The sequence below is a fragment of the Streptomyces sp. NBC_00310 genome, assembly GCF_036208085.1.
Classification (GTDB): domain Bacteria; phylum Actinomycetota; class Actinomycetes; order Streptomycetales; family Streptomycetaceae; genus Streptomyces.
This window is the reverse complement of record NZ_CP130714.1, coordinates 4591975-4609860: the sequence shown is the minus strand read 5'-3', so window position 1 is coordinate 4609860 and position 17886 is coordinate 4591975. Positions and strand designations below refer to the sequence as shown.

The following is a 17886-nucleotide window of genomic DNA, read 5'->3' as shown; positions in this document are numbered from 1 at the left end:
ATGCGGCCGCCCCGCATGCCGGGCGCGGACGAGGCGCCGGGCGTCAATCATTCTGGGGGGCTTGAGGGGCGTACGAATGGGGGCACTTGCCCCTACCGGGCGCCCCCGGGCAATCCAGGGGCGCGGGGAACTGCGCGCTCGGCCACGGACAACCCGCAGCCGCCACACGACACCCCCCCCCCGCGAGCTACCGGGCGAACATCCGCCACGCGACAGTTCCCCCCCCCGAGCTACCGGGCGCCTCAAAGCCCCAGCAGGCCCGCCCTCTCGGCTCCCCCCGCCTCGGCCACGATCTCCTCCACGGTCTGCGGCCGCCGCACCACCGCGAACCGCATCTCCCCCTCCCCGGGGGCGTACCCGTAGATCCCGGGCCGGGGCAGAGAGTTGTACGCGTAGTGGTGCGCGAAGTAATACGCGCCGGTGTCCAGCGCGGCCGCGTGATCCCCCGGCTCGAACAGCGGCAGCGCACGGCCCTCCGCCAGCAGGTCCCCCGCGAAACAGGCGGGCCCCGCCACGTCCTGCACCACCGCGGGCCCCTCCTTCACGCACCCCTTCGCGTCGTACGCGGCGACTCGCAGCGGCCAGGACCCCGGTGCGTACACCGTCCGGGTCGCCACCTGCACCCCGGCGTGGGTGACCGCGATGGCCCGGCCGCCCGCCCTCTTGGTGTACTCCACGCGGGCGAGAATCGTCCCGTGCTTCGCGAGCAGCGACCTCCCGAACTCCGTCACCAGGCCGTACCGCCCGTCGAACAGCCCCGGCACCGCCTCCGCCAGCAGCCGCGCGTACTGCTCGTACGTCGGTGTCGCCGCATCCGACGCGAAGTTCACCGGCAGTCCGCCGCCGATGTCGATCGTGTCGATCTGCCGCCGCCCGATCCGCCGGTTGATCTCCTCCGCCAGCTCGTACGTCTCGGTGATCCCCCGTGTCATCAGCGACAGGGGCATCCCCTGCGACCCGGTGTGCGCGTGCAGCCGGCTCAGCCAGGGGCGGTCCAGATACGCCTGGACGACCCACTCCCGGGCGCCCTCGTCCCGCAGCGCCACCCCGAACTTCGACGTGGCCGTCGCCGTGGACAGCGCGTCGATCGTGCCGCCGCCGACCTGCGGGTTCACCCGGATGCCGAGGGGGGAGCGGGTGGTGGCGGAGCGGACCAGCGCGTCGATACGGTCCAGCTCCTGCGGATTGTCCGCGTTGACCGCGATACCCAGCGCCAGCGCCTCCCGCAGCTCGGCCGGGGTCTTGGCGGGGGAGTCGAGCACGGTCCGCTTCGGCGGCACCCCGGCCGCCCGCGCCAGGGCCAGCTCCCCGGCACTCGCCACCTCCGCGCCGATCCCCGCTTCGCGCAGCAGCCGCAGCACGGGCACGAGCGGTGTCGCCTTCACCGCGAACGCGTGCAGCACGGGCGTCCCGGGCGCCGTCACCGCGTCGAACGCCCTCCGCAGCGCCGCCGCCGAGGCCCGGATCCCGGTGACGTCGAGGAGCGCGACGACCGGGTTGCCGGGACCGAGCAGCCCCTGCTCCACCGCCGCCCGCACCGCCTCGTCCCGCCGGGCGACCCGCTCGCCCTCGGTGTCGAACAGCCGCAGCGTGCGCTCGGCGTCCCCCTCGTCCAGCCCGTGCGTGTGTTCCCCCCTCGCTCCGATCCGCAGGCGGGCGCGGTCCCCGGCCGCCCCCTCCTGGCGGGCGGCGGGCCTCTCCCCACCGGTCCCGTTCGTCACGTCTCCCATCCGGTCCCCCGCTGTCGTGTCGTCGTCCGAGCCCGTACGGCCCGTGTGTCCAGCCAAACATCCGCGGCGGGCCGTCGCTGGCCCTACGGCCGTATTGACTAGCTCTATTCATCAAGTCAGGATGTGAATAGTTGCTGTATAGCGAGGAGGCAGACCGTGTCAGGACCCCGCCCCGTTCGAGCGCCACGCGGTACGGAACTCAGCACCCTGGGCTGGCAGCAGGAAGCCGCCCTGCGGATGCTGCAGAACAACCTCGACCCCGAGGTCGCCGAACACCCCGACAAGCTCGTCGTCTACGGCGGCACGGGCAAGGCCGCCCGCGACTGGCGCTCCTTCGACGCCATGGTCCGCACCCTCAAGACCCTCAAGCAGGACGAGACCATGCTCGTCCAGTCCGGCCGTCCCGTCGGCGTCATGCAGACCCACGAGTGGGCGCCCCGCGTCCTCATCGCCAACTCCAACCTCGTCGGCGACTGGGCCAACTGGGAGGAGTTCCGCCGGCTGGAACAGCTCGGGCTGACCATGTACGGCCAGATGACCGCCGGCTCCTGGATCTACATCGGCACCCAGGGCATCCTCCAGGGCACCTACGAGACCTTCTCCGCCGTCGCCGCCAAGAAGTTCGACGGCACCCTCGCCGGGACGATCACCCTCACCGCCGGCCTCGGCGGCATGGGCGGCGCCCAGCCCCTCGCCGTGACCATGAACGACGGCGTCGCGATCTGCATCGACTGCGACCCTCGCGCCATCGAGCGCCGCATCGAGCACCGCTACCTCGACGTGAAGGCCGACTCCCTCGACCACGCCCTCCAACTGGCCGTCGAGGCCCGGGACGCCCGCCGCCCCCTCTCCATCGGCGTCCTCGGCAACGCCGCCGACCTCGTCCCCCAGCTCCTCGCCATGGGCGCCCCCATCGACATCGTCACCGACCAGACCTCGGCCCACGATCCGCTGGCCTACCTCCCGGTGGGCGTGGACCTCGACGACATGGCGTCGTACGCGGCGAAGGACCCGGCCGGGTTCACCACCCGCGCACGTGAGTCGATGGCCCGGCACGTCGAGGCCATGGTCGGCTTCCTGGACGCCGGTGCCGAGGTCTTCGACTACGGCAACTCCATCCGCGGCGAGGCCCAACTCGCCGGGTACGAGCGGGCGTTCGCCTTTCCCGGCTTCGTCCCCGCCTACATCCGGCCGCTGTTCTGCGAGGGCAAGGGCCCCTTCCGGTGGGCGGCCCTCTCCGGCGACCCCGCCGACATCGCCAAGACCGACCGGGCGATCCTCGACCTCTTCCCCGAGAACGAGTCCCTCCACCGCTGGATCAGGATGGCCGGCGAGCGCGTGCACTTCCAGGGCCTGCCCGCGCGCATCTGCTGGCTCGGCTACGGCGAGCGGGACCGGGCCGGTGAGCGGTTCAACGACATGGTCGCCTCCGGGGAGCTGGCCGCGCCGCTCGCGATCGGCCGCGACCACCTCGACGCCGGCTCCGTCGCCTCCCCCTACCGCGAGACCGAGGCCATGCTCGACGGCTCCGACGCCATCGCCGACTGGCCGCTGCTGAACGCGATGGTCAACGTGGCGTCCGGGGCGTCCTGGGTGTCCCTGCACCACGGTGGTGGCGTGGGCATGGGCCGGTCGATCCACGCCGGTCAGGTGACCGTGGCGGACGGCACGAAGCTCGGCGGGGAGAAGCTCCGGCGTGTACTGACCAACGACCCCGGGATGGGTGTGATCCGGCACGTCGACGCGGGCTACGACATCGCGGAGTCCGTCGCCGACGACCGGGGCGTACGGGTGCCGATGCGCGAGGGCGGCGACGCGTGACCCGGAGCGAAGAGGAGCGTGGCCAGGACCCGTCGGTGGCGGCCGAGGTCCCGTCGCCGGCCGCGGGTCCGGCCGTGCCCACCCTCCCCCACTCTCGGCTTCGCCCGAGCGGGGGGACCTCCATCGCCCCGCGGAACGACCGCCCACAGCCTGGATCGACCGACGGAGGCGGTGCCTCCTTCCACGAGATGTGGCGGGAGCTCGAGCCCATCGGCCGGCACCCCGACTCAGGCGGATACCGGCGGTTCGCGTGGACTGCCGCCGATGCCGAATGCCGGGCCTGGTTCGAGGAGCGGGCCCGGGACCGGGGGCTGGCCTACGAGGTCGACCGGAACGGCAACCAGTGGGCCTGGCTCGGGGACCCGGAGCAGGGTGACGCCGTCGTCACCGGGTCGCATCTCGACTCCGTGCCCGACGGCGGGGCTTTCGACGGCCCCCTCGGTGTCGTGTCGTCCTTCGCCGCGCTCGATGAACTGCGGGCCCGGGGTGCGCGGTTCGACAAGCCGTTCGGGATCGTCAACTTCGGCGACGAGGAGGGCGCGCGGTTCGGCCTGGCCTGTGTGGGGTCGCGGCTGGCCGCCGGGCGGCTCACCGTCGAGCAGGCGGGGCGGCTGACCGACGGGGACGGGGTCACCCTGCCGCGGGCGATGGAGGCCGCCGGGTACGACCCGGAGGCAATCGGGCCGGATCCGGAGCGGCTCGCGCGGATCGGGGCGTTCGTCGAGCTGCACGTCGAGCAGGGGCGGGCCCTGGACCTGTCCGGGGACGCCGTCGGGATCGCCAGTGCCATCTGGCCGCACGGACGCTGGCGGTTCGACTTCCGGGGCGAGGCGAACCACGCCGGAACGACGCGGCTCGTCGACCGCCGGGACCCCATGCTGTCGTACGCGGAGACCGTTCTCGCGGCCCGCCGGGAGGCACGGCTCGCCGGTGCCGTCGCCACGTTCGGCAAGATCTCCGTCGAGCCGAACGGGGTCAACGCCATTCCCTCCCTCGTGCGCGGCTGGCTCGACTCCCGCGCCGAGGACCAGAAGACACTGGACACGGTCGTCGGCGCGATCGAAGAGGCCGCCCGGGACTACGCCCAGGAACACGGGATCGAGCTCGATGTCGTCCGGGAGTCCTTCACTCCCGTCGTCGAGTTCGAGCACGCGCTGCGGGACGAGATCGCCCGCATCCTGGGCCGGGACGCGGCCGACCTCAAGGTGCCGGTGCTCGGGACCGGCGCCGGACACGACGCCGGGATCCTCTCCGGGACCGTCCCGACCGCCATGCTGTTCGTGCGCAACCCGACAGGCGTCTCGCACTCCCCGGCCGAGCACGCCGCCGAGGACGACTGCCTGGCCGGGGTGACCGCGCTCGCCGACGTACTGGAAGGGCTGGCCCGCAGGTGACGGAGACGACCTACTGGCTCGAACACGCCTGGCTCGGCACCCATGTCGAGCCAGGCGTGACCCTGACCGTGGCCGGAGAGGGCACCCCCCGGGCCGGCCGCATCACCGCCGTGCGCGGCGAGACGCCCACCCCGCCCCCGGGCGCGGTCGTCCTGCGCGGGCTCACCCTGCCCGGCCTCGCCAACGCCCACAGCCACGCCTTCCACCGCGCCCTGCGCGGAACCGTCCAGGTCGGCTCGGGCACCTTCTGGACCTGGCGCGAGGTCATGTACCGGGTGGCGGACCGGCTGACCCCGGACACGTACCACGCCCTCGCGCGGGCCGTGTACGCGGAGATGGCGCTGGCCGGGATCACGGCCGTGGGCGAGTTCCACTACGTGCACCACGCCCCCGGCGGCACCCCGTACGCCGACCCGAACGCCATGGGCGAGGCGCTCATCGAGGCCGCGGCCGAGGCGGGCATCCGGATCACCCTCCTCGACACGGCCTACCTCTCCGCCGGCTTCGGAAAGGCGCCCGACCACCATCAGCTCCGCTTCTCCGACGGCACCGCGGAGGCCTGGGCGGAACGCTGTTCAGTTCTCAAGGACCGGGATCACGCGCGGATCGGGGCGGCCGTGCACTCCGTACGGGCCGTGCCGGCCGGGCAGCTGGCGACGGTGGCGCGATGGGCCGAGGAGCGGCGGGCCCCGCTGCATGTGCACCTGTCGGAGCAGACGGCGGAGAACGACGCCTGCCACGAGGCGCACGGCCGCACCCCCGCCCAACTCCTCGCCGACCACGGTGTCCTGGGCCCCCGCACCACCGGCGTCCACAACACCCACCTCACCGACGAGGACATCGCCCTCATCGGCGACAGCGGCACCGGCACCTGCATGTGCCCCACGACCGAACGGGACCTCGCGGACGGCATCGGACCGGCCGTCGCCCTGCAACGGGCGGGCTCCCCGCTCTCCCTCGGCTCCGACAGCCACGCCGTCGTCGACCTGCTCGAAGAGGCGCGCGCGATGGAACTGAACGAGCGGCTGCGCACCCGTACACGCGGTCACTGGACGGCGGCGGCCCTCCTGCGGGCGGCCTCGGCCGACGGCCACGCGGCGATCGGCTGGGACGACGCCGGTGCCCTGGAGACGGGCGCGCTCGCCGACTTCACGACGATCGCGCTCGACTCCGTCAGGACAGCGGGGCCGCTTCCACGGCTCGGCGCGGAGACGGCGGTATTCGCCGCGTCGGCAGCGGACGTGTCGCACACGGTCGTGGGAGGTCGGCACGTCGTACGGGACGGGGCGCACGCGCTCGTACCGGATGTGCCGGGAGCTCTCGCGGACGCCGTCGAAGCACTGCGCGGATGACCCCCGGCCGCCCGCCCACGCGACCGGCCCCCGAGCCGGCCCCCGCACCCGACCCCACCGCCGACCAGGCCACCAAGGACGCCATGAGCAGCCCGACGAACGTCAGCCCCGCCCACTCAGCGAGCACCGCGAGCACGCTCATCACCAACATCGCTGCCCTGGTCACCAACGACCCCTCCCTCGGCGACGGTTCCCCCCTCGGACTGATCCAGGGCGCGGCCGTCGTCATCGACGGTGAACGCATCGCGTGGACCGGTGATCAAAGCAAAGCACCCGCCACTGACAATCGGGTCGACGCCGGTGGGCGGGCGGTGATCCCCGGCTTCGTGGACTCCCACTCCCACCTCGTCTTCGCGGGCGACCGGACCGCCGAGTTCAACGCCCGCATGTCCGGCCGGGCCTACAGCGCGGGCGGCATCCGGACGACCGTCGCCGCCACCCGCGCCGCCACCGACGAGGAACTGGAGGCCAACCTCACCCGCTACCTCCGTGAGGCCCTCCGTCAGGGCACCACCACCTTCGAGACGAAGTCCGGCTACGGCCTGACCGTCGAGGACGAGGCGCGGGCGCTGCGCATCGCCGCGCGGCACACGGACGAGGTGACGTACCTCGGCGCCCACATCGTGTCCCCCGACCACGCCGAGGACCCCGCCGCCTACGTCGCGCTCGTCACCGGCGAGATGCTCGACGCCTGTGCCCCGTACGCTCGTTGGATCGACGTCTTCTGCGAGAAGGGCGCCTTCGACGGCGGCCAGGCCCGGGCGATCCTCACGGCGGGCAGGGCCAGGGGCCTGCACCCGCGCATCCACGCCAACCAGCTGTCGTACGGCCCCGGCGTCCAGCTCGCCGTGGAACTCGACGCGGCGAGCGCGGACCACTGCACCCACCTCACCGACGCCGACGTGGACGCCCTCGCCCACAGCCGGACGGTCGCCACGCTCCTCCCCGGCGCCGAGTTCTCCACCCGCGCCGAGTGGCCGGACGCCCGCCGCCTCCTCGACGCGGGCGTCACCGTGGCCCTCTCCACGGACTGCAACCCGGGATCGTCCTTCACCTCGTCCGTCCCCTTCTGCGTCGCGCTCGCGGTGCGGGACATGGGGATGACGCCGGACGAGGCGGTCTGGTCGGCCACGGCGGGGGGCGCGCGGGCGCTCCGCCGCGACGACGTCGGCCGCGTCACGCCGGGCGCGTACGCCGACCTCGCGCTGCTGGACGCGCCCAGCCACGTCCACCTCGCCTACCGGCCGGGAGTCCCCCTGGTCACGGACGTATGGCGCAGGGGCGTACGCGTCGTCTGACCGGGCCTCAGGCGGGGTGTCCGCAAGGCGTCGAGCCCTCGAGCCCTCGGGCCCGGGGGCTCAGGCGTGGACGGGCCCGGCGCCCGCCCGCCACCGCTGCCCGTCGCGCCCCGACACCTCGTCGAAGGTGACGGAGCCGAGCGCGTCCGGGGTCACGGCGTGCCCCGGCGCGATCGCCGGGCGGATCACTCCCCGGGAGTCGACCTCGAACCTCAGGTTCTCGCCGTTGTCCCCCTCCAGCGAGTCGCACTCCCAGATGCCCACGCCGTCGTCGGTCGCCCCCCGGCTGTCGAGGCACAGGTCGGGATCGGCGAACGACTGGAGGGCGTTCCGGTGGGAGTCGAGGCGCCAGCGCTGGGTGGCGCGCGCGGAGCAGGTGGCGGTGACGACGTCGGTGCCCTTCTCCAACTCGCCCCGGATGTCCAGGCACAGGCCCGAGGCGATGTTCACCACCTGGGCGTAGGCGCCGTTCAGCGGCGGCCCGTACGGCAGCGACGGCGTAGGGAGGCCCGTCCTCGACGGACTCGGACTCGGGCTCCGCGTCGGCTTCTCCTTCGCCGGGGGCTTCGAGGGGCTCCCGGTGTCCGAAGGGGTCGGGGACGGCGTCGGGCTCTGCGGGACCGTCGGGGTCACCGGGCCCGACGGCGGCGTGGCGGGCGTACCGACGGAATCCGCCGCGCCGTCGGACGACGAGCCGACCGAGCCCGAGAACACCAGGAACGCCAGCAGCGGCGCCAGCGCCACCCCCAGGGCCACCGACGTCAGCACGAACCGCCGGGACGGCGACCACCCGGCCCCCGGCACCCCGGCCTCGGCAACGGCCCCGGTGCCGGCCCGGCTTGACGCCCCGGCCCCGCCGTCGTGGGCCCCGGCCGCTGTCCCGGCACCGGCCCTGCTCCCGGCCGCGCCCGCCGCACGGCCGGCGGCCGTCGCGGTGCCCGCCGCCGCGTCGGCCCAAGCACCGGTGCCGCCTTCGACGGCGGGACCTTCCCACGCCTCCGCCCCGGCCAGCGCACCGCCCCGGGGCTCCGCCCCCACCCCGTCCGCCGCACGATCCCTGCCGCCGGAGTCGGAACCGACGCCGAAGCCGGAGGAGCTCCCGGAGTCGGAACCGACGCCGAAGCCGGAGGAGCTCCCGGAGTCGGAACCGACGCCGAAGCCGGAGGAGCTCCCGGAGTCGGAACCGACGCCGAAGCCGGAGGGGCTCCCGGAGGCGGGGCCGACGTCGGGGCCGGCGTCGGAGCCGAAGCCGGACGCCGCCCATGCCGCTGCCACGGCGGCAGCCGCGGCCGCCGCCTCCGCCCCTGCCCAATCCCCTGCTCCGGAGCCTGTCCCTGTCCCGGCCCCGGCCCGAGGCCCCGTCCCCGCCCCGGCCCAAGGCCCGGCCCCGGTCTCCGCTTCCCCGAAGCCCCCCGCGGCCTCCGCTCCGGCGTCCGAACGGCCGCCGTCCCACGCGCCGGTTCCGTCCCGCGCACCCGCATCGTCCCGCGCCCCCACGCTGTCCCGCGCCCCCACCCCACCCCGCGCATACGCCGTACCGCCCCAGGGCAGCAGCCCCTCCGCGAGGGTCGCGCGCGGGCTGTCGCGCAGGGCGCACAGCTCCTCGTACGCACCGGAGCAGTACGCGCAATGCTCCATATGGGTGTGCAGATCCGTGCTGTGGCGGGGGGTGTCCGGTCGTACGGACTCCTCGATCAGCCGGCGGAAGTCCTGGCAGCGGGGGTCGTCGGAGGCGGCGAGGCGCACTCTGAGACAGGCCTGGCGCAGGGCGAGGAACGCGGAGTCCCGCTTGTACGTCACGTCGTCGGGGGTGAGGCCGAGGAGTACGGCCGTACGGTCGTCCGGTTCGCGCTCCACGACGCCGTACCAGATGAGGCCCTGCGGGCGGGGCGGCAGGAGTTCGAACGCCGCGAGCAGGGGCGGGACGGGGCCGTCGGGGCCCGTGGTGTCCAGCACGAGGCGCAGGGCGGGGTCGAGACCGGTCGCGCCTCCGTCCCCGGCCCAGCCGGCGGCGACCCGGGCGGTCAGCAGGAGCAGCCGGTGGCGCCAGGGGACGGTCGGCTCGATGCCGCGCGCCGTCTCCCGGGTGGCGACCGTGAACGCCTGTGTCGCCAGCTCCCGTGCCGAGGACTCGCTCGCGGCGCACAGCCGGGCATAGGCGAGGACGGCCGGGTGGTGACGCTCACGCAGCTCGCGCAGGGCCTGGTACGCGGTCGGCGAGTCGGCGCGTAACAGCGCGGTGAGCCGCGCGTCGGACGCCTTCGCGTGCCGGTGCTCGGACACCTCGTCGGGGCGTGCGCCCGGCGTGCCGGTGTCCTGCTGGTGCCCATGGCCGTCGTCGCCGCCGGGGCGCTCGTCCCGAGCCCGAGTCATCCTCGTGCCTCCTCGCACCCCCGTGTCCGCCAGTCGGCTTCTGGCATACCGAACAGTCTGGCGCGTGACCATAGTGGCGGAAGGTGAACCGCGGGGAAGGGGTTTCTTGCGGTAAGGGGGTGAGTTGGGGGGTGACCCGGAAACAGTTCGGCCGGGTACGTCAGGAGTGTCGCAACTCCTGCCGCACCCGGCCGACCCATGTCTCCGTCCACGCCGCCGCGCCGATGTCGTCGGCGTCGGCACGCGCTCACTCCTCCAGCGTCAGCCCCTTGCGCAGCCGCACCAGCGTGCGGGAGAGCAGCCGGGACACGTGCATCTGGGAGATGCCCAGTTCGTCCCCGATCTCGGACTGCGTCATGTTGGCCACGAACCGCAGGGAAAGGATCTGCCGGTCGCGCGGCGGCAGTTCGGCGATCAGCGGCTTCAGGGACTCGACGTACTCGATGCCTTCGAGCCCGTGGTCCTCGTAGCCGATCCGGTCCGCCAGCGCGCCCTCGGAGTCGTCCTCCTCGGGCTGGGCGTCCAGCGACGAGGCGGTGTACGCGTTCGACGCGGCCATGCCCTCGACGACCTCGTCCTTCGTGAGGCCGAGGCGCTCCGCCAACTCTCCCACCGTCGGAGCGCGATCGAGCTTCTGGGCCAGTTCGTCGCCGACCTTGGCCAGGTCGAGCCGGAGTTCCTGAAGTCTGCGCGGCACGCGTACGGACCAGCTCGTGTCGCGGAAGAAACGCTTGATCTCGCCGACGATGGTTGGCATCGCGAAGGTGGGGAACTCGACGCCCCGGCTCAGTTCGAAGCGGTCGATGGCCTTGATCAGGCCGATCGTGCCGACCTGGATGATGTCCTCCATCGGTTCGCTGCGCGAGCGGAACCGGGAGGCGGCGAACTTCACCAGAGCCAGGTTGAGTTCGACCAGGGTGTTGCGAACGTACGAGTATTCGTACGTGCCTTCCTCGAGGGACTCCAGCCGCTCGAAGAGGGTCTTGGACAGGGCCCGTGCGTCCACCGGCCCCACCTCGTCGTACGGGGGGATCTCCGGAAGGTCGGCGAGCGCGTCGCCCGGATCATGGGCGAGGTCGGCCTGCGTCTCTTCCGGGGCGGATGCCGACGTCGCCCTCTGGGTATGCGATTCGTCGAGCCGGGGTGACATGATGTCCTCCATCGTTCTCGGCATATGGCCGCCGATGCCAATACGTGCACTGCGGTGTGCGGCGCCTCCAAAGCCGGCCGTGTCGATTGGTGTCACTACTAGCCCTACCCGGTTTCCCGACGTCGTCGCAAGTGCCTCCTGTGGCGAAATGTCCCTTTGCGGGCGATTGTTCGGGTGTCGGGGAGTGTGGAGAAGGCGTAGTGTTCGAGGGCGAGTCAACAGTCACGACGGTCGGGAGAGAGACGGCATGGACCGTGGGACGGTCGGCAGCGCACAGTCGGGCCGGCTACGGGTCGAGGTGCGGGAAGAGGGCCCCAGTGCCGTCGTGACCCCGGCGGGTGAGCTCGATCACCACACCGCCGACCTGTTGCGTGAGCCACTCGAGAGCTGCCTGGACAAAGGATTCACGCGCCTGGTGGTGGACTGCTCGCGCCTGGAGTTCTGTGACTCCACCGGGCTCAACGTCCTGCTGGGCGCCCGGCTCAGGGCGGAGTCGGGGGGTGGCGGTGTCCATCTGGCGGGAATGCTCCCGGCGGTGGCGCGGGTCTTCGAGATCACCGGGGCGGACGCGGTGTTCACCGTCCACGACACCCTTGATGCGGCCCTGGGCGACTAGGGCTCCGGTCGGTCGGCCGTGACCTCCGTCATGGACGCCGTCGGCCGGGCCGGTCGGCGTCCGCGACCGGCCACCCGCCCTCGGTACCGACCCCCAGGTGTCACCTCCCGGCCGGCGGGTTATTCGCGTCACAGGTTGTGTGCCGAAAACATGGGTGTTCTGACGGTTCGCTCGGGCAGGAGACATCCTGAACGGGTCGGCGGACGAGTCGGCGGCGGCCCGGAAGCGGCTCGGCGACGGGGCGTGGACGGGCGGCGGCGTGTACGCCAGAGGTTCGGCGCCGGCCCGGCGACGGCTCGGTGCAGTACGACGAAGTGCGACGGAAGTACGGATGGCGCAACGGATGACAGCAGAAAACGGCACGTACCGCGGGCCTCGGTCCCGCACCCTTGATGAGTCCTGAATCGTGCACTGGTGAATCGGTGAGGTGAAGCGCTGATGAGCACCACCCGGCCTTTCTCGCCGGGCGACCGCGGCCCGGAACCGGGTGCCGGCGGCGCTTCCGGGGTGTCCGGCGGGGACCCGCCCGCGGCCCCCGCCGCGGGCAGTCAGTCCCGTCGGCTCAGTTTCGAGGGTGAGAGCGGGGTGGTGCCGCTCGCCCGTGACTTCACCCGCCAGGCGCTGCACGCGTGGGGGTGGTTGCCGGCCGCGACCGCGGATCAGCGGGCCGCGGCGGAGGACGTGCTGCTGGTGGTGTCCGAGCTGGTCACCAACGCGTGTCTCCATGCGGGGGGCCCGGCCGAGTTGCGGATCGGGTGCGACAACAAGGTGCTGCGGATCGAGGTGTCCGACCGGGGGGCGGGGAATCCGGCGCCGCGGACACCGCATCGGGCCGGGCGGCCGGGTGGGCACGGGATGTTCATCGTGCAGCGGCTGTGTCTGGACTGGGGGGTCGTACGGGCTCCCGGGGCGGCCGGGAAGACCGTGTGGGCGGAGTTGGGGGCACCGGCCTGAGTGCCATGGCGCCGTCGTGCGCCGGCGGCCGCGGGTTCGTCGTGGTCGATCGCGCGGTCCCCCGCGCCTCCGTGGTTTCCCGGGCCCTCGTGGTTTCCCGGGCCCTCGTGGTTTCCCGGGCGCGCTGAACGCCCGGCGGGCCGGTCCGGGCCATCGACACACATCCGACACTTACGTGTGTCTTCCTTCTCCACGAGCCCCGGCGTAGCTTGAGCGGCCGATCTGATGTTCCGTCAGAATGTGGGGTGCCGAGGTGTCGTACCGGACGTACCAGAAACGAACCGCCGCGCTCGCGTCCCTCGTGGCCCTGGCCGGCTCGGCGGTGCTGATGGCCGCCCCGGTGGCCCATGCCGAGGTCGTGGACGTCGAGTACAACTGCAAGACGCCGATCGGGGACAAGTCCGCGGTGTCGCCGATCGACATCAAGGGTGTCGAGAGCGGCGACGGCTACAAGATCACGATGTCGTGGCAGAAGGGCGTGTCGTCCAGCCCGGTCGAACTGGGCAAGGGCGCGATGACGCCGAGCGCCACGATCGAGTTGGGCGGGGCCGACAACGGGACGCTCACGGTGACGGGGCCGGCGAACCAGGAGGCGCTTCCGGCCAACACGCCGATCAAGATCAATGACCTGAGCGGTACGTACACCCCGAAGAAGACCGGCAAGGTCGACTTCACCGCGGGTGTGCTCACCATCAAGGCCCTCGGCACGGTGACCACCTGCACGCCGGGCAACGACCCCGGCCCGTCGCTGACTCTCGACGTCACCGCCGCGGGCGGGAGCGCCTCGGGCGGGTCGGGGGGCGGGTCCGACACCGGCGGTTCGGGTGGTACGGGCGGTTCGGGCGGCGAGTTGCCGCAGACCGGGCCCCTCGACTCGGCGGTCGCCCTCGGCACGCTCGGTGGCACGGTGCTGCTCGCGGGGACGGCGGGGGTGCTCTGGGTGACACGCAGGAACCAGGCGGTACGTCGCTGACGGGAGCCGAACGTGATCAGAAGGCGGCGGATCCCGGCGTCGTACTCGACCTCGCACTCGACCCCGACCTCGACCTCGCACTCGACCTCGACCTTGTACTCGACCTCGACCTTGTACTCGTACCCGACCTGGGCCTCGGCGCGGGTGCTCGCGGTGGTGTTCGCCCTCGTCGTGGTGCTCGTGGCGCCCTTCGCCGGCGGGGCCGCGCAGGCCGCGGACAAGCCGACCGTGAAGCTGTCCAAGTCGCAGGCGGGGACCGGTGGTTCGGTCACCGTGACCGGGGACGGCTGGCGGCCGAAGGCGATCCTGATGGTGCTGATCTGCGGTCAGTCCGTGCCGTCGCGGGGTGTGCCCGGCGGCACCGACACCTGTGCCAACGGCGACGGGCGGGCCGTGACCGCCGACGACAAGGGCGACTTCCGCCGGGAGTTGCCGGTGGCCGAGCCGCCGGTGCCGTGTCCGTGCGTCGTGCACGTCTCCACCATCACGGGGCCGAAGGCGGCGGCGGACGCGGCTTTCCAGGTCGCCGGGCACTCGGTCGAGCCGTTGCCGCGGGAGGCGTCCGGCGGACGGCTGTCGCTCCTGACGGACAGCCGACTGACGGGCTCCAGCGGGCTGTTGACCTGGTTCGGGGCGCCGCCCGCACGTGAGCTGGTCCTCACCGTCGGCAACGTCGGCACCTCCCCGGTCAAGGACCCCGTCTTCCAGGTCGGCACCTCCCACGGGGTGTTCGCGCCGCAGTGGGAGGAACAGCGGTGGCGCGGCACGATCCAGCCGGGCCGCGAGGCCCGCATCACCCTGCCCGTCGACCTCGCGGCCGGGGCCCACGGCGACTACACAGTCTCCCTCGAGTACGGCGGCAGGGTTCTCACCGAACAGCCGTGGAGCGTCGGCCGCCCCTGGGGCGTCACCCTCTTCTGGCTGATGCTCAGCCTCGTCGTACCCGCCGCGCTGTTCCGGATCGGCATGGCGGTGGTGGACCGGGTGCGGCCGGGGCGCGAGGCCCCCGGGCGAAGGGCACGCGGGCGGCGGATGCCCGGACTTCCGCCGTGGGTGCCCAGGCCGAGCCCCTCGACCGCCGCCCACGCACAACCCCGTACGCCGTCCCCCTCGCCCACGACGTCGGCCCTGCCGTGGTTCGCACCGGACACGGATCCGGGGGTGCCGCGGGCCGCGCGCTTGTCCTCGGCGCGGGAGGACACCTCCACGTGAGGGACGAGGAGGGGCCGCCGCACCCGCGGGTACGGCGGCCCCTCCCACGGACCCTCGGGCGCCGGTCTCAGTGGACGTCGCCGGTCAGGGCCCTGACCTTCCTGCGGTACATGTAGATCGCGAAGCCGGCGAGGGCGGCGAGGGTGGCCTCCACGGCGACCATGCCGGTGCCGCTGAGGTCGAAGCCGCCGACGGCGGGGTTGGAGAGCAGGCCGGTGACGGAGTCGCCCGCGGTGACCGCGAGGAACCACACGCCCATCATCTGGCCGGCGTACTTGGCCGGGGCCATCTTCGTCGTCACGGACAGGCCGACCGGGGAGAGGCACAGCTCACCGACGGTCTGGATGAAGTAGATGCCCACCAGCCACATCGGGCTGGTCAGCGTGCCGTCCGCCGCCATGCCCAGCGGGATCAGGAAGAAGAAGAACGAGACGCCGACGAGCACCAGGGCCATCGCGAACTTCACGGCCGTGCCGGGCTCCCTGCCCTGGCGGTTCAGCCACAGCCAGAGCCACGCGAACACCGGGGCCAGCGCCATGATGAACAGGGGGTTCAGCGACTGGTACCAGGAGGTCGGGAACGCGAAGCCGAGCAGCGATCCGGCCACCTTCGCGTCGTTCGAGCCGAACGCCTGGACCGTGGACGCGCCCTGGTCGTAGATCATCCAGAACACGGCGGCGGCGACGAAGAACCAGATGTAGCCGGTCATCTTCGACTGCTCGGCGGTGGTCAGCTCCTTGTCCCGCTTGATGCGCAGCAGCACACCGGCCGGGACGACCAGACCGATGACGGTCAGCGGGATCATCGCCCAGTTCAGGGTGAAGTGGCCGCTGAGGCCCACGGCTCCGTAGAAGACGGCCGCGACGGCCAGCCACAGCAGACCCTTGCGCAGCCAGGAGGCGCGCTCCTCGGCCGCCAGCGGCTTGGGGACGAGGTCGCTCCTCGGGCTCAGGGTCCGGCTGCCGGCGAGGAAGGCGGCGAGGCCGATGGCCATGCCGACCGCGGCCATGCCGAAGCCGAGGTGCCAGTTGACCTCCTGGCCGACGGTGCCGATGGCCAGCGGGGCGAAGAAGGCACCCGCGTTGATGCCCATGTAGAAGATCGTGAAGCCGCCGTCGCGCCGGGGGTCCTCGGGGCCGTCGTAGAGATGGCCCACCATCGTGGAGATGTTTGCCTTCAGCAGGCCGGAGCCGGCCGCGACCAGGGCCAGGCCCGTGAAGAACGGTGCCTGACCGCCCGGCAGGGCGAGCACCAGGTGTCCGGACATGATCGTGACCGCGGCGATCGTCACCGTCTTGCGGGGGCCCCAGACCCGGTCGCCGAGCCAGCCGCCGGGCATCGCGAGCAGGTACACCATCGCCGAGTAGACGGCGACGATCGTGGTGGTGGTGGCCAGGTCCATGGCCAGGCCGCCGCCCATGCTCCCCTTGCCGGCGTCGGGGCCGCCGGAGAGCAGGTAGACGGTGAGGAGGGCCTTCATGCCGTAGTAGGAGAATCGTTCCCACATCTCGGTCATGAAGAGAGTGGCCAGTCCGCGGGGGTGGCCGAAGAAGGTGCCCTCGGTGCCGGGGGTTCCCCGGCCGGCCGAGTCCTTCGTCAGGCTGGACGCCATGGTCGTTCCTTGCAGGTCGGGACGGAGCGCGTGGGGGCGCGCGCCCGGTGGAGGGGGTCGGCCGGGACCGGCCGGCCGGGACGTCCGCCCCACGCCCACGGGGAGTCCGCCCCGGGACACGGGGCGGCGGACGGCGACCACCGGGATCCATGCCCCTCTACGCGCGTCGACGCGTCGATGCGTCCCGCGTGTTCGGGGTCCGGCCACAGGTCATTCCGCACATAAAAGAGACCTTCAGCGCAGATATACCGCCAAAGGCCCTCACATGTTGCTACAGGCGTTCCGTCACCATACGCCACAGGACTGCGGGAAAAGGAAGCGCTTGAGAGGCGGATCACAGGTAAGAATGGAACCTTGATCGCACATTCGAAGGTCATTCAATGGTTCGCGTCGCGTAGACGCAGGAGGTGACCACGGAGGGCGTGGCACGGCGACGCAGTGTTCACGGGATCGCCGCGCGACCCGCACCGGACCCGGGCGCCTTCTCCACACGTCGACGCGGATCTTCACCGGGGGTGGGACGAAACACCCGCCACAGTGGATCATGCCCCGCCGAAGTAGGAGAACCAGGGGAAGCAGGTGTGAATCACGCTTGTCGATCCCCCTCCACCTGCGGTTCTCGGCGGACTACCATCACCTCATGACCCGTGTACTGCTCGCCGAGGACGACGCGTCCATCTCGGAGCCGTTGGCTCGCGCACTGCGCCGGGAAGGGTACGAGGTGGAGGTCCGTGAGGACGGACCCACCGCGCTGGACGCCGGAACGCAGGGTGGCGTCGACCTGGTCGTCCTGGACCTGGGGCTGCCCGGGATGGACGGCCTGGAGGTGGCCCGCCGGCTGCGCGCCGAGGGCCTCACCGTGCCGATCCTCATCCTGACCGCGCGCGCCGACGAGGTGGACACCGTCGTGGGCCTGGACGCGGGCGCCGACGACTACGTCACCAAGCCCTTCCGGCTCGCCGAGTTGCTGGCCCGTGTCCGGGCCCTGCTCCGGCGCGGCGCCGCGGAGCCGACGCAGCCGCCCGCCACCCATGGGGTGCGGATCGACGTCGAGTCGCACCGGGCGTGGATGGGGGAGGAGGAGCTTCAGCTCACCGCGAAGGAATTCGACCTGCTGCGGGTGCTCGTGCGCGACGCGGGGCGGGTCGTCACCCGTGACCAGTTGATGCGCGAGGTCTGGGACACGACGTGGTGGTCGTCGACGAAGACGCTGGACATGCACATCTCCTGGCTGCGCAAGAAGCTCGGCGACGACGCGGCGAATCCGCGGTACATCGCGACGGTGCGCGGGGTCGGGTTCCGCTTCGAGAAGAACTGACCGGCAGGGGCCGGGCGCCGAGCGGCACGGGGGCGTGTGCCGTGCGGCGGCCGCAGGGGATGCGCGGCTGACCGCTGACCGCT

13 protein-coding genes are annotated in these 17886 nt (G+C 72.5%); 9 read left to right on the top strand and 4 right to left on the bottom strand.

The features are described from left to right. Window positions 1-242: 242 nt before the first annotated feature. Entirely contained in the window at window positions 243-1730 is a 1488-nt protein-coding gene (locus OG202_RS20120) for a diaminopimelate decarboxylase (protein ID WP_326582307.1), read from the bottom strand. A 156-nt stretch (window positions 1731-1886) separates the two neighbouring features. Between OG202_RS20120 and hutU the strand changes: the two genes are divergently transcribed. From hutU to hutI, 4 genes are all read left to right on the top strand, one after another. After that, window positions 1887-3551, top strand: coding sequence for a urocanate hydratase (hutU, locus tag OG202_RS20115; protein ID WP_326582308.1), 1665 nt, complete (start codon window positions 1887-1889; stop codon window positions 3549-3551). Window positions 3552-3739: 188 nt separating this feature from the next. Then, window positions 3740-4945 carry an allantoate amidohydrolase gene (locus tag OG202_RS20110; protein ID WP_326582309.1) on the top strand — a complete coding sequence of 402 codons (1206 nt, stop codon included), beginning with the start codon at window positions 3740-3742 and terminating at the stop codon, window positions 4943-4945. Further along, complete coding sequence (locus OG202_RS20105; RefSeq protein WP_326582310.1) at window positions 4942-6297, top strand: formimidoylglutamate deiminase; 1356 nt, start codon at window positions 4942-4944, stop codon at window positions 6295-6297. Before OG202_RS20110 ends, OG202_RS20105 begins: the two co-directional genes overlap by 4 nt. Continuing rightward, window positions 6294-7595, top strand: a complete 1302-nt coding sequence (hutI, locus tag OG202_RS20100; protein WP_327729394.1) for an imidazolonepropionase — start codon at window positions 6294-6296, stop codon at window positions 7593-7595. The genes OG202_RS20105 and hutI overlap by 4 nt, the downstream gene beginning before the upstream one ends. A gap of 60 nt (window positions 7596-7655) precedes the next feature. Here the strand turns inward: hutI and OG202_RS20095 are convergent, their stop codons facing one another. Both OG202_RS20095 and OG202_RS20090 read right to left on the bottom strand, forming a co-directional pair. Beyond that, on the bottom strand, window positions 7656-9968 hold the full coding sequence (locus OG202_RS20095) for an RICIN domain-containing protein (RefSeq protein ID WP_328223233.1): 2313 nt from the start codon (window positions 9966-9968) through the stop codon (window positions 7656-7658). Window positions 9969-10215: 247 nt separating this feature from the next. After that, window positions 10216-11130 carry an RNA polymerase sigma factor SigF gene (locus tag OG202_RS20090; RefSeq protein ID WP_328223232.1) on the bottom strand — a complete coding sequence of 305 codons (915 nt, stop codon included), beginning with the start codon at window positions 11128-11130 and terminating at the stop codon, window positions 10216-10218. 235 nt (window positions 11131-11365) lie between these two features. Between OG202_RS20090 and OG202_RS20085 the strand changes: the two genes are divergently transcribed. The 4 genes from OG202_RS20085 (at window position 11366) to OG202_RS20070 (ending at window position 14873) form a co-directional block, all read left to right on the top strand. Then, a complete protein-coding gene (locus tag OG202_RS20085) occupies window positions 11366-11734 on the top strand; it encodes an STAS domain-containing protein (protein ID WP_326582314.1) in 369 nt (122 codons plus the stop codon). Between the two features lie 438 nt (window positions 11735-12172). After that, complete coding sequence (locus OG202_RS20080; RefSeq protein ID WP_326582315.1) at window positions 12173-12688, top strand: ATP-binding protein; 516 nt, start codon at window positions 12173-12175, stop codon at window positions 12686-12688. A 238-nt stretch (window positions 12689-12926) separates the two neighbouring features. Next, the gene (locus tag OG202_RS20075; protein ID WP_327729396.1) at window positions 12927-13661 is read left to right on the top strand and encodes an LPXTG cell wall anchor domain-containing protein; all 735 of its coding nucleotides are present in this window, start codon (window positions 12927-12929) and stop codon (window positions 13659-13661) included. 153 nt (window positions 13662-13814) lie between these two features. Next, window positions 13815-14873 (top strand): hypothetical protein, encoded by a 1059-nt coding sequence (locus tag OG202_RS20070; RefSeq protein WP_443052351.1) that lies wholly within the window; start codon window positions 13815-13817, stop codon window positions 14871-14873. Between the two features lie 67 nt (window positions 14874-14940). Here OG202_RS20070 and OG202_RS20065 read toward each other — a convergent pair whose 3' ends face one another. Beyond that, window positions 14941-16485, bottom strand: a complete 1545-nt coding sequence (locus OG202_RS20065; RefSeq protein ID WP_327729398.1) for a peptide MFS transporter — start codon at window positions 16483-16485, stop codon at window positions 14941-14943. Window positions 16486-17125: 640 nt separating this feature from the next. On the opposite strand from OG202_RS20065, the gene OG202_RS20060 reads away from it, so the two are divergent. Further along, a complete protein-coding gene (locus OG202_RS20060) occupies window positions 17126-17803 on the top strand; it encodes a response regulator transcription factor (RefSeq protein WP_326582318.1) in 678 nt (225 codons plus the stop codon). The last annotated feature ends 83 nt before the right edge of the window (window positions 17804-17886 follow it).